The organism is Salinicoccus sp. Marseille-QA3875 (assembly GCF_054950095.1).
Genome location: NZ_CM143103.1, coordinates 43,178 through 64,585 on the forward strand (window position 1 = coordinate 43,178; position 21,408 = coordinate 64,585).

A 21,408-nucleotide genomic window follows, 5' to 3' on the forward strand; every position below is an offset into this window, starting at 1 on the left:
AAAAGAAGTATGGTCAGATTGACCATACTTCTTGATTCATATTCCTATCAGCCCATGTTTTTAACTAGTTCTTCACCGAACTCGGAACATTTCACTTCTTTTGCACCATCCATCTGACGGGCAAAGTCGTAAGTGACGACTTTTGAAGCGATTGTTTTTTCCATCGCTTTAGTGATCAGGTCGGCAGCTTCAGTCCAGCCGATATGTTCTAACATCAGTACGCCTGAAAGGATGACTGATGAAGGGTTCACTTTGTCCTGTCCGGCATATTTCGGAGCAGTGCCGTGTGTTGCTTCGAAGATTGCATGCCCTGTTTCGTAGTTGATGTTCGCTCCCGGTGCAATTCCGATACCGCCGACTTGTGCAGCCAGTGCGTCGGAAATATAGTCACCGTTCAGGTTCATCGTTGCAACTACGCCGAATTCTTTTGGACGCAGAAGAATCTGCTGAAGGAAGATATCTGCAATTGCATCTTTAATGATGATCTTGCCTGCTGCTTCCGCTTCACCCTGTACTTTATCCGCTTCTTCGCGGCCTTTTTCTTCAACGATTTTGTCATACTCTTTCCAAGTGAATACTTTGTCGCCGAACTCTCTTTCAGCAAGGTCATAGCCCCATGCTTTGAAAGCACCTTCAGTGAACTTCATGATGTTGCCTTTGTGCACTAAAGTTACCGAAGGACGGTTGTTGTCGATCGCATAGTTGATTGCTGCACGTACAAGACGCTCAGTACCTTCTTTTGATACAGGTTTGATGCCGATACCTGAAGATTCAGGGAAACGGATGTTTTCAGAGCCCATTTCATTCTGGATGAAATCGATCACTTTCTTAACATCTTCTGAACCTTCCTGGAACTCGATACCCGCATAGATGTCTTCAGTGTTTTCTCTGAAGATGACCATGTCTGTATCTTCCGGACGTTTAACCGGTGAAGGTACACCGTCAAAATATCTTACTGGACGAAGACATGTGAAAAGATCCAATTTCTGACGAAGTGCAACGTTCAATGAACGGATACCGCCGCCGATTGGTGTTGTAAGAGGTCCTTTGATTGCAATAAGGTATTCGTTGATAGCATCAAGTGTTGCCTGTGGCAGCCACTCACCTGTTTCATCAAATGCTTTCTGTCCAGCCAGTACTTCTTTCCACTCGATTTCCTTTTCGCCGTTATACGCTTTTTTTACAGCGCCGTCCAATACTTTCTGTGCTGAATTCCAGATATCCGGGCCGGTACCGTCACCGATGATGAATGGAATGACAGGTTTGTCAGGTACAGTCAGATTACCATTTTTAGTTGTGATTTTTTCACTAGCCATAATTAATTTTCCTCCATATTATCTATTTTCGATTGGTTCATATTTTCTGTCTGTTGCACCGATATATTCTGCTCTCGGTCTGATCAGTCTGTTGTCTGCATACTGTTCCAATATATGCGCAGTCCAGCCTGAAGCACGGCTGATTGCAAAGATTGGCGTGAAGAGATCTGATTCAATGCCCATAGAGTGATATACAGTCGCACTGTAGAAGTCAACGTTCGGCAGCAGACCTTTTTCTTCTTTGACGATTTCAGCGATTCTTGTTGAAATATCAAACAGTTCGCTGTTGCCGCTTTCGTCTGTCAGTTTTTTAGACATTTCTTTTAAATATTTCGCACGAGGGTCGCCGTCTTTATAAACTCTGTGCCCCATTCCCATGATTTTTTCTTTGTTATCAAGTTTCTTTTGGATATAGCTGTCAGCATTATCCAGTGTGCCGATATCTTTCAGCATCGCCATCACCTGTTCGTTCGCACCGCCGTGAAGTGGGCCTTTAAGTGCACCAATCGCAGCAGTAACACCGGAATAGACATCCGATTCCGTTCCCACACACACACGTGCAGTGAATGTTGAAGCATTCAGTTCATGGTCTGCATGCAGCACAAGTACTTTATTCATCGCTTCCACTTCTGTATCTGTCGGTTCTTTACCGTTCAGCATGTACAGGAAGTTCGCTGCATAGTTCAGCCCTTCTTTAGGTTTTACAACATCCTTGCCATTACGGATACGTGCAAATGCTGCAACAAGTGCAGGGAGCTGTGCAAGAATACGCACCGCTTTCTGCTGTGATGCCTCCAATGATTTGTCTTCAGCATTTTCATCATAATGAGCCGTCAATGAAAGACCCGTTCTGACCGCCGACATAGGATGTACTTTATCAAGCGGGTATAATTCAAAATGCTTATAAATGTTGTCATCCAAACTCATCAGATCAAACAGTTCTTTATTGAATGCTTCCAACTCCTGTTTGTTTGGAAGTTTATCATTCCATAACAGATAAACCACTTCTTCAAACAGGGCATTTTCAGCAAGATCATCAATTTCATAACCACCGTATGTCAATTGTGAACCGATGATTGAACTGATTTTGGAATTAGCAACAACTACCCCTTCTAAACCTTTGTTCTCAGGCATTTTAAATCCTCCTCTAAATTACTATAGAAATATTTATAGTTTCTCTTATTATATCAAAGAATAATATATTGTGAATAATTCATTAGACCGTCCATCTTTGTGAAAGTGTTTACATAAAAGCTCTCAAAAGCTATCATTAAAGCTTTTTTAATGGAGTATTCAAAATTCTCCACTATGATAAGTAATGTTTAATTATCTTATAGATAAAGATAACTTCTGCTTATTCTAACATGTATTACATTCCGCTCGGTTTTTCGATGACAGGAATGTTGCCTATCCTTTCAATGGATATGGTCGATGAAAGCTCGTATTCTTCGCCGTCACTGCTTATCACCGCTGTCAGTTCTCCCCCGTCATATTTGTACTCATCGTCGAATGTCAGCGTCAGTCCGCCGGAAACGTCGTCACCGTCCTCGATGATGCCGGCAGCATCTTCCGACAATAAAGCACTCGCGTCTTCCTGGTTTTCAAACTGCACATCAAGCGAGTAGCCATTTTCTGTTTCAGTGACTTCGCCGGACCTGTAGTTGTCGAGCTGGCTGAGCAGATCACTGTAGGTGGAATTTTCAATATCCACCTCTCCATCCTGAAGTTCCAGTTCCTCACCTTTGTAGATGTAATGCTCCCCGTCGATGATGTAGTGGGTGGTTGTCAGATCATCGCTGTTGACGGCGATTTTAAGTTCATTCTGGTCGCTGTGTGTGGTAATTGTCCTGATTGGATTTGAGTCTTCACGGTTCTCAATCACATATATCTGATTGAGTTCATAACTTTCGGTATCCGCCCAATTCTCCTGTGCGCCGTCAATCAGTTCATCTGCGGAAAGTACAGAAGCTTCGCCGGATTCTTCTGTTTCTGACGGCTGTTCTTCGGAATTTCCTTCTTCGCCGGATTCAGAATCACTTTCAGTATTGCCGTTACATGCTGAAAGCAATAGCAGGAATCCAAGCATCATAGTCGTTAATAATTTTTTATTCATAGTCAACACCTCAAAATCATTATACCAGTGAAAAATTTAGAGGGAAACAAATTCTTGAATTAACATCTGTAAAAACACCCCATCCGCCGTCTACTACGGTAATGGGGTGGATCAGGAGTATTAAAGTACGTTTGCATGGCCGCTGTAAATGGAATTCTGTGCAGCATCTAATGTTACGAGATCGCCGTCCTTCAATATATCAAACGCATTTTTGGCACCGACTATTGTAGCCAGTCCCAGATTCAGACCGATAATTGCACCGTGTGATGTGAGTCCGCCCTCCACAGTGATAAGACCGGCCGCTTCTTCAAGCAGTTCCGTCATTTCGGACTGGACGGAAGTGAGTACTACTATCTTGCCCTTGACATCTTTCGACTTCAGTTCTGCAAGATCGTCTGCCGTAACCACTTCAGCCACAGTACTTCTTCTGCCGATACCCTGTGCCTTGATCAATACATCTTCAACCACATGAAGTTTCATCAGGTTCGTCGTTCCTGCCTGACCAGTCGGAACACCTGCAGTGATGATCAGCAGATCGCCATAGTTTGCATATCCTCTATCAAGCGAGGCGGATACTGAAGTGTTTAAGAGTGTATCCGTATCTTTTGTTGCATCTTCGACAATCGGCTGCACGCCCCATACAAGTTCGAGCTGCCTTGCTACATGACCATAAGGTGTGACTGCGATAATATCCGCTTTCGGTCTATATTTTGCAATGATCTGTGCTGTATGGCCGGATTCCGTTGCCGCAACAATTGCTTTCGGATTCAAATTCAGCGCGGTGTGGGCAACAGAAACACCGATTGCCGTCACCAGATTCGTCTGCTGGATTTTCGTCCTGTCTGATAGGAGCTTTTTATAATCCTGTGCTTCTTCAGCAGAAACTGCGATTGAGGCCATTGTTCTGACTGCTTCCACCGGATAGTCTCCGGCTGCCGTTTCTCCGCTCAGCATGACGGCATCCGAACCGTCATAGATCGCATTGGCCACATCACTTGCTTCAGCACGTGTACATCTCGGATTCACCTGCATTGAATCCAGCATCTGTGTCGCTGTAATTACCGGCTTACCGATGAGGTTACATTTTTTAATCAGTTCTTTCTGCACCATCGGCACTGATTCCGGCGGAATTTCAACACCCAGGTCCCCCCTGGCCACCATCAGACCGTCGGACACTTCAAGAATTGAATCAATATTGTCGATTCCTTCCTGGTTTTCGATTTTAGGAATGATATTGATATAGTCACCATCATTTTTTTCCAGCAATTCACGTATTTCAAGAACGTCTTTGTTTCTTCTTATGAAACTTGCCGCTATGAAATCGACCTTCTGTCCGATTCCGAAAAGGATGTCACTCTCGTCCTTTTCAGTGATGCCCGGCAGGTTGACCGATACACCCGGTACGTTGACGCCTTTTTTATTTTTAAGAAGCCCGTCGTTTAAAACTTCACAGTGTATCTCTCCGTCATCTTTATCTATTTCTTTTATTTTCAGTTCAACCAGTCCGTCATCAAGTAAAATCCTGTCTGCTGTATCGACGTCGTTGATCAGACCTTCGTAGGAGATTGAAAACTTCTCTGATGTCCCCGTCACTTCTTTCATGGAAACCGTGATCGCCTGACCTCTTTTCAGTTCAACCTCACCATTTTCCATTGAGTGCGTTCTCATTTCAGGACCTTTGGTGTCCAGCAGGATACCGACTGTTTTATCCAATTTTGAGGCGACATGTCTGATGTTTTTAATACGTGCTGCATGTTCTTCGTGATCACCATGTGAAAAGTTCAGTCTTGCAACGTTCATACCTTCCGTCATTAATTTTTCCAACATTTCCGGTGATTCTGATGCAGGTCCAATTGTACAAACAATCTTTGTTTTTCTCATTAATAATATCCTCCTAAATTGATAACTCCTGTGAAAGTTTATATAGTGCTCTGTCTATCTGGTGTTTCTCATCAAATATTTTATCAAATTTCGTTTCAACAAGCTTGTTATTCTCTATACCGACGGCACACCCTGAAATTCCATCCTTCAATAAATCCACGGCGAGGGCGCCCAGTCTTGAAGCCAGCACTCTGTCGTTGCCCGTCGGTTTGCCGCCGCGCTGCATATGGCCGAGGACGCTTTCTCTCGTGTCCACATTGATATATTTTCTGAGCTCCGCACCACACTCCTGTGCAGACATGACGCCTTCGGCAACGATGATGATGGAATGTTTTTTTCCACGGTTCATCCCTGTTTCAATACGTTCAGCAACACCTTTTATATCCGCTGCCGCTTCAGGTATCAAAATTGTTTCCGCACCGCCTGCGAGACCGGCCCAAAGCGCGAGGTCCCCCGCATCCCGGCCCATCACTTCTATGATGAATGTTCTTTCATGGCTCGTTGCAGTGTCCCTGATTCTATCCACTGCATCAACAATCGTATTCAATGCAGTATCGAAACCGATGGTGAAATCCGTTCCGTTGATATCATTATCAATCGTTCCTGGCACACCGATGGTGTTGATACCTTCTTCATCCAGTCTTTGCGCCCCCCTGTAGCTGCCGTCACCGCCGATGACAACCAATGAGTCGATACCATATTTCTTAAGGTTCTCAACCCCCTGCATCCGTACACCGGCATCGATGAATTCCGGACACCTTGCACTGAAGAGCTTCGTCCCCCCTCTTTGGATGATGTCACCGACATCACCGAGTTCCAGCTTTTCTATATTATCATTGATCAGGCCCTGAAACCCCTGATAAATACCATATACTTCATATCCTTCAAAAATACTTTTTCTGACTACAGATCTTATGGCGGCATTCATTCCAGGGGAATCTCCACCACTTGTCAATACTGCAATTTTCTTCATATATAGCCCCCATCTCTGTTTCTTACTTTAAAAATAGCATATACAATTTAATCTATCCATCATATTGTAACAAGAAAATAACAGGAATAAAAAAAGCAACCATTTTCAGGTTGCTTACGTGAGTTCCTTGTATTCTCCGATAGACATATACTTGTTGAAACGGTCGTCCACAAGTTCGTCAGCTGATAATTTGGACAGCTCGGCCAAGTAGTCATGAAGTGTTTCATCAAGACTTTTAAAGACGAATTCCTTGTCTTCATGAGCGCCGCCGTCAGGTTCTTTGATCACAGCGTCCGCAATACCCAGATCTTTAAGGTCGCCTGCTGTAATCTTCAATGATTCCGCAGCGATTTCCTTCAAGGAGGCGTCTTTGAACAGAATACTTGCAGCGCCTTCCGGGGAAATGACAGAGTAAGTGGCATTCTCAAGCATCAAAAGACGGTTGCACACACCGAGTGCCAGTGCACCGCCGGAGCCGCCTTCCCCGATGACGATACTGATTACCGGCACTTTCAGGCCTGCCATCTCAACCAGGTTGCGTGCGATTGATTCACTCTGGCCGCGCTCTTCGGCCGCTTTACCGGGATATGCACCTTTAGTATCTATAAAACAGATGATTGGGCGGTTGAATTTATCTGCCTGTTTCATCAATCTCAGTGCTTTTCTGTACCCGTCCGGATGTGCCATACCGAAGTTGCGCTTGATATTCCCTTTTGTATCCCTGCCGCGCTGATGGCCGATGACTGTTACAGGAATATCCTTATAAGTTGCGATGCCGCCGACAATTGCGTGGTCATCGGTGTAGACTCTGTCGCCGTAAAACTCGGTGAAATTTTCAAATAATATTTCAATGAATTCGAGAGTTGTCGGACGATGGATATACCGGGCAATTTCAACTCTCTGCCACGGCGTAAGATTCGAATAGATTTCTCTTTTCTTATCTTCCAGCTTATTCTCAAGAAAACTGATTTCCTTGGCAAGATCCAGTTTGTTCTTTGATGCATACTTTTCAAGTTCTTTTATCTTTTCCTGTAACTCCTCGAGTGGTTTTTCAAAGTCGAAAGCCATTATTTCACCTCGCTGTGCATCATTAGAATTTTACTTAAATAATCTTTCATATCCCGTCTGTCGACAACTTCATCAAGCTGCCCGTGTTTCAATAGAAATTCAGCCGTCTGAAAATCATCCGGCAATTTTTCCTTGATCGTCTCTTCAATTACTCTGCGACCTGCAAATCCGATCAGGGCGCCTTTTTCAGCCAGATTGATATCGCCGACTGAAGCAAAACTTGCCGATACGCCGCCTGTTGTCGGGTTCGTCATATATGCGATGTACAGGAGACCTGCGTTATTATGCTTCTCAACAGCAACGCTGACTTTGGCCATCTGCATAAGCGAGATGATGCCTTCCTGCATCCTCGCGCCGCCGCTCGCCGTAAAGACAATGACAGGCATACGTTTTTCTGTAGCATGATTGAATGCTCTGGCCAATTTTTCACCGACGGCAGAACCCATGCTTCCCATACGGAATCTCGGGTCCATTATGGCAATGACTACCGGAGATCCATCAATGGTGCCTTCGTGAACAATAACTGCTTCATTCAGTCCTGTCTTTTCCTTATCTTTTTCAAGCTTTGACTCGTAGTTCGGAAATTCGAGGGGGTTTACAGACGTAACCCCTTCGAACAGAGCTGTACCTGAATCTTCGTCCAACAGTGCCTCCATGCGATCAGTGCTTGTAATCATCAGATGATGGTCACAGTTTGAGCAGACATTCAGACGTTTATATAACTCTTTGGAATAAAGGATTTTCTTACAGTTTGGACACTTCGTAATGATTGATTCATTCGATTCAAAAACACCCGGCTCTTTTTTATCATTCACTTTTTTATTCAACTTGAAAAATAAATCTTTTAACATAGTATAATTCCCCATTTTTTTACCGCTTATTGTCCTGTATATTTCTTTAAAATCACATATATCTTTCTCATGATTTTATTGTCATATGACATCACAGTACTTTTTTCATCCGTTTTCTCTTCAACATAATCTTCCATCATCTTTTGAAATTCCAATAGTTCCCTGCGCTGTTTGTCCGTCCGGACAAGATACTTGGCAATGAGTTCGAAGAGCTGGTGGCTGTCTATATCGGCAAGGTAAGTCCCCTCGCCTCTTTTCACATAGATGATGCCAAGAAACTCAAGCGCTCTTAAAGCTTCTCTTACGCTCTGTCTGCTGACATTCAAATTTTCACTCAAATATCTTTCGCTCGGGAGTTTTTGTCCAACCTGCATCTGTTCCTTATCGATGATCATATAGATTTCTTCAATAACAGACTCAAGTCCTTTTTTCTCAGTCATTTTCTACCGTCTCAGTCAATTTCAGTGTTTTTTCATACACTGACTTTGAATCGATTTTTATTCTGCTGACGCCTGAATCCATTGCAGCTTCTGCCACAGCCATTGCGACTTCCGGTGCGACATATTTATTGAACGGGTCCGGAATGACATAATCACTGCTCAGTTCATCCTCATGGATCAGATCCGCAATCGCTCGTACAGCGGCCTTTTTCATATCCTCATTGATATGTGTTGCCTGTACATCCAGTGCACCTCTGAATATACCCGGAAATGCCAGCACGTTATTGATCTGGTTCGGGAAATCACTTCTGCCCGTTCCGACGACTTTTGCGCCTGCCGAGTGTGCAGTATCCGGCATGATTTCGGGGTTCGGGTTTGCCATGGCAAAAATGATTGCATCATCCGCCATCGTTTTGACCATGTCCGCTGTCAGCGCATCCGCAACCGACACTCCGATGAACACATCGGCGTCTTTGATCACTTCTTCCAGTGAGCCCTGCTCGTTATTCAAATTTGTATGCTTGCTGATTTTTTCTTTGACAGGATTCATGCCGTTTGGACGCCCTTCGTATATTGCACCTCTTGAATCACACATGATCAGATTTTTGACACCGAAACTGTTAAGCAGTTTGACGATGGCCACACCTGCTGCACCCGCACCGTTCAATACGACTTTTATTTTATTGAAAGAACGTCCGGTCAGCTTTAATGCATTGAGAAGTCCGCTGACCGTGACGATTGCCGTACCGTGCTGATCATCATGGAATACGGGTATGTCCGTTTCCTTTTTCAATCTTTCTTCGATCTCGAAGCATCTTGGCGCTGATATATCTTCTAAGTTTATACCACCAAAAACAGGCGTCATCAGTTTTACCGTATTGACGATTTCATCCACATCATTCGTTTCCAATGCGATTGGAAAAGAGTCTACACCTGCAAATGATTTCAACAATACACTTTTCCCTTCCATTACCGGCAGACTTGCTTTCGCACCAATATTGCCCAGGCCGAGCACAGCAGAACCGTCGGTTACGACGCCGACGGTATTCCCCTTGATGGTGTAATCGAATATTGTATTCGGATCTTCATATATCTCTTTGCAGGGCTCGGCGACTCCCGGTGAATATGCCAGGCTTAAATCTGTCTTATCTTTCAACTCAACTTTCGAGTTTACACTCAGTTTTCCCTGGTTGATTTTGTGCATATGCAGTGCATCATCTCTTAAAGACATTAAATCTACCCCTCTTCGTTTGGTGGTCATACCACTGTAATATATCAAAATATTCCCGGATACACAACAACTTAGGTCATAAATCTCAAATCATTTGGATTAATTCTTTCCTGCAGCTCATTCAGCCGGTTTGTTTCTATATTGCCGAGACTTCTTCCGTCTTCGAACGAGTAGATGACAATCCCCTTCTCACCAAGGAGTTCATCGAAGTCATACCGGTTTTTATTTCTTACATAAATTTTTTTTATACGTCTTAAATACTCATCTTTGAAAATCTCCAGCTCATCCACCTTTTCGATGATCAGCTGCGGCTGTCCTTTCCGTTCATCCAGTCTGCCCTTTACAACGAGTGCTTTTGAAGTCAGCTTCGGATGATCGGTGAAGTAGACGTTCGGAAAGATGACGGCATCCATGTCCATCATGCCGTCCGTTATTTTTGCAAAAGCCATATTCTGCCCTTTCTTTGTTTTGATGACTTTGAGCTCATCCAGAAAAACGAGGTATGTGCCGTAATTCTTCTGCTGGCTGAACATGTTGAACGGGATCAGCTGGTTCTCTCTCTGAATGAGCTTGATCGGATGACTGGACAAATAAAAACCGAGTGCTGTTTTTTCACCCTCTATCTTTTCCATCTGGCTCATCTCTTCGGCATACTGGTATTCTTTTTTGACATTGAAGCCCAGGGCGCTTAAAAAGGAGTTATGCGAGAATTCTTCTGAGTTGATATCCTTTAAGTTCGCGAGTGACTGAAGCATTGTCTTCCTGTTCTCTTCAAAGGCATCCAGGGCACCAGACAAAATCAGATTGCGCAGTATTTTCTCAGACAGGTTGCTGTCCACCCTCGTCTTCAAATCATATATATCTTTGAAATCGCCGTCTTTTCTTGCTTGCATGATCGATTCGGCCACTTTGTATGTGACGCCTTCAATCATGCTCAAGCCGAGCAATACGCCGTCATCAACGGTATTGCCACTTCTTGAACGATTTATATCCGGAGGATGGATTTTCACTTTCAATATTTTCATTTCTTCGAAAAGCTCGATGATTTTTGCATGATTACCGATATTCTGCATTAAAATGACCGCATAGAAAATGGCGGGATAAAGTGTTTTTATGTAAGCCATGATATATGCGATTTTCGAATATGCGACCGCATGGCTTTTAGGAAAACCGTAATCGGCAAACTTCAGTATCAGCTCAAATATATGCTCTCCAAGCGCCGCTGCGTAACCGTTATTTTTGGCACCGCCCAGAAATTTCTCCTTCTCTTTCAGCAGTGTCTCACGGTCTTTCTTACTCATGGCGCGCCTTAATATGTCTGCTTCTGCATACGAGTATCCAGCAATCTGGCTCGCTATCAGCATGATCTGTTCCTGATAGACGATGACGCCGTTCGTCTCCCGCAAAATCTCTTTGATATCCTCATGAGGATAAGTCACGGTTTCGGGCTGGTGTTTTCCGCGGACGAAGTTCGGAATCTCCTTCATCGGGCCTGGCCTGTATAGTGCAAGCACCGCTGCCAGGTCCATGAATTCTGTCGGATTCACTTCTCTCAGCACTTTACGGATACCTGGCGATTCCAATTGGAATACCCCGAGACCGAGGCCGTGGCTCAACATTTTATACACTCTCGGGTCTTCTTTAAGATTATGAATATCGATTCTTTCACCTTGATATGAAATCATATTGACCATTCTTCTGATCAGCGTCAGGTTTCGGAGGCCCAGAACGTCAATTTTAAGCAGTCCGACTGCTTCCACTTCGTTCATTGTCCACTGGCTGATCGTGTGCCCTTCTGTAAACATGATCGGCACTTTCTCAGTCAGTTTATCCGCACTGACCAGAACACCCGCTGCGTGGGTCGATGAGTGTCTCGGCAGCCCTTCAATGGACAGGCAGATGTCTTTATACACTGCATATTTATCATCCGAGGCCGCCAGCTTTTTAAACGCCTGGCTGTTGAATGCTTCTGTCAGGCTGACGCTTTGTTCGGTCCCTATCATATTTGAAATATACTTAAGTGTATCGTCACTGAATTTCAGTACACGTCCGACATCTCTTGCTGCCATCTTGGCGCTGAGCGTACCGTATGTAATGATGTTCGACACATTCATCTGTCCGTATTTGTCATTTAAATAAGTGACCATCTTATCTCTGTTCGTATCTTCGAAATCGATATCGATGTCCGGCATAGTGACTCGCGCGGGGTTGAGGAAACGTTCAAACAGAAGATTATATTTGAGCGGGTCCACTTCAGTGATATTTAAAAGGTATGAGACAAGGCTCGCACTTGAGGACCCCCTGCCCGGCCCGACGTAGATATCATTATTTTTGGCATAGTTGACAGCATCACTGACAATCAGGAAATAATCCGAGTATCCCATTTTTGTAATGACATCGAATTCATACTGCAGCCGTTCTTCATATTCTTCAGTGCCGTCTGTCTTCTCAACCAGTCTGTTCATCAGCTGCCGCCATAAATACTCATCTGAATCATCATTATCGGGGTGCGGAAAATGAGGCAGTGTCGTAGTAACTTTAGGCATTGACACATTGCATTTTTCGACAATCTCTTCATTCACTTGTATGAACGGTTCTATTTCCTCAGTAATATCTTCCTTTTTCAGGACATGCTCATCACCTGAAACTGCAGTCAGGTCATGTGCTTCCAGCCTGTCATTATCCCGGATCGCATTCAGCACTTTGAGTGCTTTCCTGTCTTCTTTTCTCATGTAGCGTGCACTGTGTAGGAATGCTCTCTTATAATCTGCATATCCCGTCCGCTGCGATATATATTTGTCTTCATCACTCACTTTTGTGAGTTCCCCGAGCAGTCCGGTGCCTTCATCCGTCACCGCAATAATGACCAGATCATTCGTGTTGTTCTTTAAAAATTGGAATGGTGTTCTCGTTATATCTTTATAGGACAACATTGCGGATATCCTGATTAAAGACTGATATCCCTTATTATTTTTGGCAAGCAAAATTAAAGGGATACCGCTGAGCCCGTCATCGACAAGCACTTCCATGCCGACAACAGGTTTAATATTATATTCCGGCGCTTTTTTCAGGAGCTGGTATATGCCGTGCATATGATTCAGGTCCGTAATGGCCACCGCACTCTGATTATCGTCTTTCAGGAGTTTTAAAAGAGGATCAATTTGTATATTGCTGGCTAAAAATTCATAACTCGAATGGATATTTAAATTGATCATTTACAGATCCCCCCAAATTAGTTATTTTCGATTTTGTCTTCCAGAGCCTTCACCAAAGTTTCTATTTCGTTTTTATCATTGAGTTTTATGCCTGAGGCGAGCGGATGTCCCCCGCCGCCGAACTGGTTGGCGACATCATTGATGATGACAGATTTAGAACGCAGTCTGACTCTGATTTCATCTTCTTCCTCGATTGCCATGAACCATATTTTTACATTATCAATGTCTCTGTATAAGTTGACGGAAAGACTCGCTTCATTGCCGGACACACCAAACTCTTTCAAATCCTCACGGCTGACGAAAGTGTGCAGCACACCACTCGGTCTCAAGTTGAAATTGCTGATCAGATGGCCTTTGAATCTGAATGATTCTATCGACGTCCTGTTCATCTCCTGAATCAAAGAAGTCGAATCAAAGTCGTATTGTTTAAGTTCCGAGGCAACATAATGCGTCATACCCGTCGTATTGTTGAATAAAAATCTGCCGGTATCTCCGACGATGCCCATGTATAGCAGTTTCGCAGCTTCATCGTTGATGAAGTCATTATTGTAGCCCCACAGGTTCGCAATCAGATAAAGCAGTTCGGACGTCGAAGATACACTTGTTTCAACAAGGTTGATATCACCGAATGGATCATGATCCGGGTGGTGGTCGATCTTTATCACTTTAGCGCCGTCAGGAATATCACCGTCAATCCTGTCATGGTTTGCCGTATCGACGACGATGTATAAAGCATCATCCCGTATTTCTGCGATATCCATCGTGCCCAGAAAATCAAGGCTCGGTTCACTTTCCCCGAGCGCGCTGATCGTTTTATTAGGAAATATGTTTTTGATGATTTCCTTTAATCCCAGCTGAGCACCGTATGCATCGGGATCCGGTCTGACATGTCTATAAATGATGATATGCTCATACTGGTTGATCATGTTCAAAATATCTTTGTAATTATCTTTTATGGACGTGTAATCTTTTATATAATTTGTGAACAAAGTGAATTCTCCCTTTAAAATGATTTACTAAGTAATTATAAAATATTATACTACATGAGGAATGGAGTTGTAACCGATGGAACTAGCGTATCAAATAATCGTTTCAGCACTTGTTACCCTTTTGTTAGTCTCACTCTTCATGTTCATCCTGTATAAGATCAGGCAGTTCCGGACCAACCGTGAAGTGCGTACTGTTTACTACAACAGTATTTCAAGAATCTGGCTGGGCATCATGATGTTGAGTTTTGGACTCAATTCAATCATCCAGTTCGGTACGGCAGTTTCTTACATAGTGGGTATCCTGTTTATCGTCATTGGTGCTTATAATATCTGGTATTTCAATAAAGCACGCAAAAAGTTTAAAGGAAACCTGCCTATTGAAGAAAAAGCCTGGGAAGAATTTGAGAAAAACAAAAACAGAAACAAGTAGAAAATGACCAGCAGAATATATCTGCTGGTTTTTTTATTTGAAATACTGCACCATGATGCCGACTTTGTTATAGACGACGCCGGCTGTAATCGTTTTGACTTCAAGTTTGATATACTGTCCGCCGAGATCGAGGATTTCACCTTTCAGCTGGATGTGCTGGTTGATCTGCACGAGTTTCAGGTTTGTCATATTCATGGAGTCGATGTGGTAGTTCATGATGTCGTAGTCATTGAGCAGTGTCATGATCATCCTCTCGACAAGGCGCATAAAGCCTGTCTGTGTGAGTGTACCGAACTCATCCGTCATGAACGGCAGCACTTTCATATGGATGGAATCTTCTTTAATTGTGATTTCACGATCGATCGTTTCTTCTGTGGACATGCCTGTCTGCAGCTTATGCGGCGTAATGTCTTTGAAGACCTCCCGTCTGTGGACAACGCCGACCAATCTTTGTGAGTCATTCACGACAGGTATGATATTCAGCTGGTGCCATGTCATCAGCTGTCTCAGACTCTGTATCGTCGTATTCGGAAGCACGTGAATATCCTGGTGCAGATAATTTTTATAGTTATCCTTATTGATCGAATGGATATCCTGTGATTTTAAAGTGCCTAAAAACCGGTCGCCCTCGACTAAAAAAGTGATTTTATCATTGGAGACAAAACGGGAGGAATCCCCGCTCAGATCAAAGGAGTAGTCACTCTGCTTAATCATCAGGTCATTCGCGGTAATGACTTCACTGATCAGCGACATACTGTACAACTCCCGATGGATGATGGAAGCAATGCTGAACGTATCATGCTCGGTGGAAATCACCGGCACACCGTTCGTTTCAGCTTTTTTCAAAATTTCTCTGGAAGCGCCGAAACCGCCTGTTATCAAAATGCCGGCACCGTTATTTATCGCTCTCAGCTGAGCATCTTCCCTGTTGCCGACGATCAGAAAAGCACTGTCTTCCAAATATTTTTCGATTTCCTCGGTCCTCATCGCGCCTATGATAAAACGGCTGATTTCACGGCTCAAATATGATGCGCCTGTAAGCACAGTGCCCTGAATCACCCGGTTGACCTGTTCAAAAGTGAGGTTGCCGACGATATGATCCTCTCTTTTTATGATACGGATTGTCCCGACACGCTCAATCGTTTTCACAAGTCCCTCTTTTTCAGCCTGTTTGATCGCCCGGTAACTCGTCCCTTCCGATACGTCCAAATAGCTCGAAACCTGCCTTACGGAAATCTTCGTCCCTTCAGGCAGCCCTTTTATATATTCTATTATTATTTCCAACTTTGATTTTGCTTTAACCATTTCATCACCTTAAGACCATTATACTGAATATAATATCATTTTATAATAAAGACCCATAAAAAATGACCTGCATTACAGCAGGTCATCCATAATCTCATTCATTAAAATTTAACTGACTCTCCGGGCTTGAGCACCTGGCAGTCCGCATTCACCTTGTCTTTGAATTTACCGGCATCTGTTTTAATCGGCGGGAAAGTATCATAGTGCACCGGAACAACGATCCCCGGTTTGATGAGTTCATTTGATGCATAAGAAGCATCGTCTATACCCATCGTAAAGTGATCGCCGATCGGTACGAACAGCAGATCTATCGGTCCGTTGACTTCGCTGATCAGCTTCATGTCGCCAAAAAGTCCTGTATCTCCGGCATGGTAAATCTTCTTGCCCCCGATGTTCAGTATGAGACCCGTCGGCATGCCTGCATACTGGATCGTGCCATCGTCGTGTGTAAAGCTGGATGAATGGAATGCATGAACCATTTTGACGGTCCCCGCTTCAAAGTCGACAGTACCGCCGATGTTCATGCCTACTGCTTCAACACCGTTCTGGTCCATTAGGTCTGCAAGCTCAACAGGCGCGATGACTGTCGCATTATTATTTTTGGCAATCTCAATCGTATCACCCACATGGTCGTTATGCCCATGCGTCAAAATAATATAATCGACTTTCACATCTTCCACTTTCAGATCCGTCAGTTCATTACCGTTGATGAACGGATCAATGATCGCTTTTTTACCGTTATTTTCAATTAAGACAATAGAATGACCATGAAAACTAATATTCATGAATTTTCCCTCCATAGAGATTGTTTTTAAACTCTTCCCTAAAGAGGAATTATTTAATCATTTTTTCTCTATTATAAACTGTACTGAACAGCCAGTCTTTCAAAGTCAGAAACAAGTCGTCATTCAATCCGTCCGGATAAGTCATCAAAACCAGCGGCACACCTTTAATATCTGCATTGATTGTCGGTTGTACATAACTGTATTCACTCAGGTGATAGCCGTTCTTCTCATAAAACTTGATGCGTTTCTTTTGGACATCATTTTCAGGCGGTTCGACTTCCAGTATAACCGGTTTGTCGCTCAAATCATGATAATCATTCAACAGTCCCGAGCCGACTCCATTTCCCCGAAACGCCTCATCCACTACAAAATGTTCGACAAAGCGATATTCCGGCCCTTCCCACTCTGCGACAAAACCAATCAGATTACCTCTTTCTTTCAAGCCGAAAATACTGTATTCTTCCAAATCCATAAGTTTTTTCTGATCAGCTTTTGTACGCCTTTCACTTGGCGGGAACGCTTCTTCCAATATTGTAAATATTTCATCAAAGTCTTTTTCATATAATTTCTCCAACATATACGACTCTCCTTAAAGCATATCTTCAAAATAAAAAACCGGACAGAATTTACGGTTAGGAAGTTTCTGGCCGGATATGAACGCTTTTTCCGGATGGATTTTTCATTTCAGAATTCTGTCCGTACTTTCATAAATAAAGACCTTATACTATTCGATCAGTCCCATGCTCAAGTATCTTTCACCCGAGTCAGGCGCGATGCATAAAATCCTTTTGCCTTTGCCGAGTTTCTTCCCGACCATGATTGCAGCATGTACCGCAGCTGCGGCAGAAGGTCCGACAAATAAACCTTCTTCTTTAGCCAGTCTTCTGAACATGTTCACTGCATCGTCATCATCAATCTGGATGATTTCGTCGTAAACATCCTCATTCAAAATGATCGGCACAAAACCAGGTGATGTACCCACCAGTTTATGTTTGCCCGGTTTACCGCCGGATAACACTGGTGATCCGCTTGGCTCGACTACAGCGACATGCAGGCCTGGGAGCTTCTCTTTCAACGTCTCACCCGTACCCGTAATGGTTCCGCCGGTACCTGAAGTTGCGACAAACGCATCCAGATCATTATCCATCTGCTCTAAAATTTCAAATGCTGTCGTTGTTCTGTGGATGTCAGGGTTCGCATAGTTTTCAAACTGCTGCGGGATGAATGCATTTGGGAGCTCTTCCTTCAGCTCTTCCGCTTTTCTGATTGCGCCCGGCATCTTTTCTTCACTCGGCGTGAGTACGACTTCTGCACCGTATGCTTTCAATAGATTAATACGCTCTTCAGTCATATTATCGGGCAGTACAAATATTGCCCTGTAGCCTTTTGCCGCAGCATTCATCGCAAGACCGATACCAGTGTTGCCGCTTGTCGGCTCGATCAGAGTATCTCCCGGCTTGATGACGCCCTCTTCCTCAGCCTTTTTTATCATGTTATAAGCTGCACGGTCTTTAACACTTCTGCTTGGGTTGAAGAATTCCAACTTCACAAAAATGTCGGCACAGTCTTCCGGCACTACGCGGTTTAATTTTACTGCCGGTGTGTTACCAATTAATTCTGTCATATCATTATATCGTGTCATTTTTTATCACCTTTATATCAGAGTCATTAAAATTATATATGAAATCATTTTGCATATCAAATAAGTAGGAATTATAACTTCTTATTCCAACCGTGTATATGTTAATATATTCTCGAGGTGAATAAAATGAAAACCCTGTTTCACAGTCATGATTTAAATACGGAACACCCATCTGTGGTGATGGCCCAGCAGAATTTCAATGCGCCGAACCCGGTCCTCCCTGAGATGCTGAGCGCTTTGAACCCGGATGTTGAAATCTTCACGAGTGTGGATCATTTCGAAGAAGAAGATATTTTCATGCATAAAAATATCATTTTTGAAACGATAAAACATTTCAAAAATGTCGAGGGCTACATTACAGATCAGATATTCACAGACAACCATCATCATATCGATGCGATGTTCGTCAATGAGTTATCTAAACTGATCGGTGATAAGCACTTCATCATAGGCCCTTCATTTTCAAAAATCCCGTATTTCAGGCAGAGCCAGATATTGGATGAACTCATCGAATACGATGTTTCGGGCGTGATGTTCGACATCAGAGATATCGATTTTAATAATTACAGTGAACTGCAGCCGCTGGCGAAAATAAAAATCCATGCCAAAAAAAGGATTGAGATCATTCCGGTGGTGTCTTCAGAAGAAAAAAGGGATGAACTGATCAAGAGCATTCCATTCGATATGGTCTACATTCATCCTTAAAACTACAGATTGGTGGAATCACTTTGCTCGAAATATTTAAAAACCCGTCCCGCAATGTCATCATTGCGGTCTTTATGATTGGGACGTTTGCGGTCGGCATGACCGAATATGTGGTCACCGGACTGCTGACACAATTTGCGATCGACCTGAATGTCGAAATTGCAACAACCGGCCTGCTTTTAAGTGTGTATGCACTCAGCGTCACCGTGTTCGGGCCGGTCATTCGTCTACTGACATTAAGATTTTCACCGAAACTGCTGCTGATCATTTTAACTTCTATTTTTATCGTCAGCAATATTGTCGCAGCGACAGCACCGAACTTCGAAGTCCTGCTTCTTTCAAGGCTGCTGTCTGCAACGATGCATGCACCCTTTTTCGGGGTCATGATGAGTCTCGCAATGGCAATTTCGGAGCCGCATAAAAAGACAGGTGCAGTCGCACTGGTCAACGGCGGTCTTGTTATTTCAGTCATGATCGGTGTACCGTTCGGTTCATTCATCGGTGCAGCCATGAGTTGGAGAACGGTATTCTGGATTATCGTACTGCTCGGCATCATTACATTGATCGGCCTTATCCTGACCACACCGAACTATAAAATCAAGAATGCACCGAGAATTATGGATGAACTGACAGTCTTCAAAGATAAGAATGTCTTGCTTCTGATATTCACCATCATTTTCGGCTATTCCGGTGTTTTTACAGCATACACATTCCTTGAACCCATGCTCAGGGACATTACGGGGATGGGCAATTTCGGCGTCGCATTCAGCATGCTGATGTTCGGAACATTTGCCGTGATCGGGAATTTCTCATCCGGCAATATCCAGCCGTCGCGGCTGACTTTCACGGTCACCATGACGTTTTTATTTTTAGGAATTGTACTTATATTCTTTACATTCATGCTGGAAAATCAAGTACTGGCATTTATCGCTTCAGGGTTGTTCGGACTCGGCACATTCGGCATTTCACCGATGCTGAATTCGAAAATAATCTTTGCAGCCATTACGGCACCTGCACTTGCGGGGACACTCGCAGCATCCGTATTCAATCTGGCAAATTCAATCGGTGCGACACTCGGTTCCCTATTGCTTTCCAATGGTTTGAACTACACCCAGATTACAATCATCGCGGGTATCATGTTGTTCTTCGGCGTGATATGTATGGTCATCACTCATTTTATAGAAGATAAAAACAGATTCCTGCCAAATGAGTAAAAAAAACGGACAATCATCACTTCAGATGATTGTCCGTTTTGTGTTTACAGTATTTCAGTGACATCTTTATATTCAAGCTTTTGTGCTTCAGCCACTGCTTTATACGTTACATGGCCATCCAGTGTGTTGAAGCCGCCAAGCAGCATCGGGTTGTCTTCAGCAGCTTTTTTGTACCCCTTGCTTGCGATCTGAACACCCAGGTTCATCGTTGCATTGGTCAGTGCGATTGTTGATGTACGTGGCACTGCACCCGGCATGTTTGCCACTGCGTAATGCACCACTTCATGTTTTACATAAGTCGGATCATCATGTGTCGTGACTTTGTCCGTCGTTTCAAAAATACCGCCCTGATCAATCGCGATATCGATGACTACGGAACCCGGGCTCATTGATTTGAGCATTTCTTCAGACACAAGTTTCGGCGCTCTTGCACCCGGAATGAGTACCGCTCCGATGACAAGGTCACTTTCTTTAACCGCATTTGAAATGTTGAGTGGTGATGACATCATCGTCTGGATGCCTGAACCGAACAGGTCGTCAAGCTCTCTCAGGCGCTGTGGATTCAGGTCAAGGACGTTGACTCTGGCACCAAGACCGATCGCCATTTTAGCAGCGTTTGTACCGGCCATTCCGCCCCCGATGATAGTTACTGTTGCACGTTCCACCCCTGGGACACCTGCAAGCAGTATACCTTTACCGCCTTTAGTCTTTTGTAAGAATTCGCTTCCAATTTGTGTTGCCATTCTGCCCGCAACTTCACTCATCGGTGCAAGCAGCGGTAATGAACCATTCGGTGCCTGGATTGTTTCATAAGCGATTGAAACGACTTTCTTTTCGAGTAAAGCTTTAGTCAGTTCAACTTCCGGAGCCAAGTGAAGGAATGTATACAGAATCATGCCCTCTTTAAAATAATCATATTCCTCTTTCAAAGGTTCTTTGACCTTGACGATCATTTCTGCATCCCAGGCTTCGCCTGCAGAACCTGCTATTTCAGCTCCTGCATCTATGTAATCCTGATCTTCGAAATAAGAAGCAGATCCAGCACCGGCTTCAACTTTTACAGTATGCCCTGCAGTCACAAACGCATGCACCCCGCCAGGAGTCAAACCGACTCTGCTTTCGTTATTCTTAATCTCTTTAGGTACGCCTATTATCAATCTAAAACATCTCCCTTCTGTAATTGAGTCAATTGTATCATGAGTTCCTAAATTCGTCATGATTTATAGTTATAGATTATTGTTAATATTCAT

19 protein-coding genes are annotated in these 21,408 nt (G+C 43.7%); 3 read left to right on the forward strand and 16 right to left on the reverse strand.

What is annotated here, in order from left to right; genetic code table 11:
- Nucleotides 1-47: 47 nt before the first annotated feature.
- The 11 genes from icd to ACY8DT_RS00270 form a co-directional block, all read right to left on the reverse strand.
- A complete protein-coding gene (icd, locus tag ACY8DT_RS00220) occupies nucleotides 48-1,319 on the reverse strand; it encodes an NADP-dependent isocitrate dehydrogenase (protein ID WP_462422292.1) in 1,272 nt (423 codons plus the stop codon).
- A 15-nt stretch (nucleotides 1,320-1,334) separates the two neighbouring features.
- Nucleotides 1,335-2,450 carry a citrate synthase gene (locus ACY8DT_RS00225; protein WP_462420967.1) on the reverse strand — a complete coding sequence of 372 codons (1,116 nt, stop codon included), beginning with the start codon at nucleotides 2,448-2,450 and terminating at the stop codon, nucleotides 1,335-1,337.
- A gap of 235 nt (nucleotides 2,451-2,685) precedes the next feature.
- On the reverse strand, nucleotides 2,686-3,429 hold the full coding sequence (locus ACY8DT_RS00230) for a hypothetical protein (protein ID WP_462420968.1): 744 nt from the start codon (nucleotides 3,427-3,429) through the stop codon (nucleotides 2,686-2,688).
- Between the two features lie 120 nt (nucleotides 3,430-3,549).
- On the reverse strand, nucleotides 3,550-5,310 hold the full coding sequence (gene pyk, locus ACY8DT_RS00235) for a pyruvate kinase (protein WP_462420969.1): 1,761 nt from the start codon (nucleotides 5,308-5,310) through the stop codon (nucleotides 3,550-3,552).
- A gap of 13 nt (nucleotides 5,311-5,323) precedes the next feature.
- Complete coding sequence (pfkA, locus tag ACY8DT_RS00240; RefSeq protein ID WP_462420970.1) at nucleotides 5,324-6,283, reverse strand: 6-phosphofructokinase; 960 nt, start codon at nucleotides 6,281-6,283, stop codon at nucleotides 5,324-5,326.
- A 114-nt stretch (nucleotides 6,284-6,397) separates the two neighbouring features.
- Nucleotides 6,398-7,351, reverse strand: a complete 954-nt coding sequence (locus tag ACY8DT_RS00245) for an acetyl-CoA carboxylase carboxyltransferase subunit alpha (RefSeq protein ID WP_462420971.1) — start codon at nucleotides 7,349-7,351, stop codon at nucleotides 6,398-6,400.
- Nucleotides 7,351-8,202 (reverse strand): acetyl-CoA carboxylase, carboxyltransferase subunit beta, encoded by an 852-nt coding sequence (gene accD / locus ACY8DT_RS00250; RefSeq protein ID WP_462420972.1) that lies wholly within the window; start codon nucleotides 8,200-8,202, stop codon nucleotides 7,351-7,353. Before accD ends, ACY8DT_RS00245 begins: the two co-directional genes overlap by 1 nt.
- A gap of 26 nt (nucleotides 8,203-8,228) precedes the next feature.
- Nucleotides 8,229-8,642, reverse strand: coding sequence for a FadR/GntR family transcriptional regulator (locus tag ACY8DT_RS00255; protein ID WP_462420973.1), 414 nt, complete (start codon nucleotides 8,640-8,642; stop codon nucleotides 8,229-8,231).
- Complete coding sequence (gene ystJ / locus ACY8DT_RS00260) at nucleotides 8,635-9,873, reverse strand: NADP-dependent malic enzyme (RefSeq protein WP_462420974.1); 1,239 nt, start codon at nucleotides 9,871-9,873, stop codon at nucleotides 8,635-8,637. Before ystJ ends, ACY8DT_RS00255 begins: the two co-directional genes overlap by 8 nt.
- Nucleotides 9,874-9,944: 71 nt before the next feature.
- The gene (locus ACY8DT_RS00265) at nucleotides 9,945-13,088 is read right to left on the reverse strand and encodes a DNA polymerase III subunit alpha (protein ID WP_462420975.1); all 3,144 of its coding nucleotides are present in this window, start codon (nucleotides 13,086-13,088) and stop codon (nucleotides 9,945-9,947) included.
- A gap of 17 nt (nucleotides 13,089-13,105) precedes the next feature.
- Nucleotides 13,106-14,077 (reverse strand): DHH family phosphoesterase, encoded by a 972-nt coding sequence (locus tag ACY8DT_RS00270; protein WP_462420976.1) that lies wholly within the window; start codon nucleotides 14,075-14,077, stop codon nucleotides 13,106-13,108.
- A 76-nt stretch (nucleotides 14,078-14,153) separates the two neighbouring features.
- Between ACY8DT_RS00270 and ACY8DT_RS00275 the strand changes: the two genes are divergently transcribed.
- Entirely contained in the window at nucleotides 14,154-14,507 is a 354-nt protein-coding gene (locus ACY8DT_RS00275) for a YtpI family protein (RefSeq protein ID WP_462420977.1), read from the forward strand.
- A gap of 33 nt (nucleotides 14,508-14,540) precedes the next feature.
- Here the strand turns inward: ACY8DT_RS00275 and ACY8DT_RS00280 are convergent, their stop codons facing one another.
- From ACY8DT_RS00280 to cysK, 4 genes are all read right to left on the reverse strand, one after another.
- On the reverse strand, nucleotides 14,541-15,812 hold the full coding sequence (locus tag ACY8DT_RS00280) for a DRTGG domain-containing protein (RefSeq protein ID WP_462420978.1): 1,272 nt from the start codon (nucleotides 15,810-15,812) through the stop codon (nucleotides 14,541-14,543).
- Between the two features lie 101 nt (nucleotides 15,813-15,913).
- Nucleotides 15,914-16,597: a metal-dependent hydrolase gene (locus ACY8DT_RS00285; protein ID WP_462420979.1), complete on the reverse strand. Its 684-nt coding sequence runs from the start codon at nucleotides 16,595-16,597 to the stop codon at nucleotides 15,914-15,916.
- 49 nt (nucleotides 16,598-16,646) lie between these two features.
- Complete coding sequence (locus ACY8DT_RS00290) at nucleotides 16,647-17,174, reverse strand: GNAT family N-acetyltransferase (RefSeq protein ID WP_462420980.1); 528 nt, start codon at nucleotides 17,172-17,174, stop codon at nucleotides 16,647-16,649.
- Nucleotides 17,175-17,321: 147 nt separating this feature from the next.
- Nucleotides 17,322-18,239 carry a cysteine synthase A gene (gene cysK / locus ACY8DT_RS00295; protein ID WP_462420981.1) on the reverse strand — a complete coding sequence of 306 codons (918 nt, stop codon included), beginning with the start codon at nucleotides 18,237-18,239 and terminating at the stop codon, nucleotides 17,322-17,324.
- Between the two features lie 126 nt (nucleotides 18,240-18,365).
- Here cysK and ACY8DT_RS00300 point away from each other — a divergent pair, with 126 nt between their 5' ends.
- A complete protein-coding gene (locus ACY8DT_RS00300) occupies nucleotides 18,366-18,944 on the forward strand; it encodes a hypothetical protein (RefSeq protein ID WP_462420982.1) in 579 nt (192 codons plus the stop codon).
- 74 nt (nucleotides 18,945-19,018) lie between these two features.
- Nucleotides 19,019-20,158, forward strand: coding sequence for an MFS transporter (locus ACY8DT_RS00305; protein WP_462422293.1), 1,140 nt, complete (start codon nucleotides 19,019-19,021; stop codon nucleotides 20,156-20,158).
- A 44-nt stretch (nucleotides 20,159-20,202) separates the two neighbouring features.
- Here the strand turns inward: ACY8DT_RS00305 and ald are convergent, their stop codons facing one another.
- Nucleotides 20,203-21,315: an alanine dehydrogenase gene (gene ald / locus ACY8DT_RS00310; protein ID WP_462420983.1), complete on the reverse strand. Its 1,113-nt coding sequence runs from the start codon at nucleotides 21,313-21,315 to the stop codon at nucleotides 20,203-20,205.
- Nucleotides 21,316-21,408: the final 93 nt, after the last annotated feature.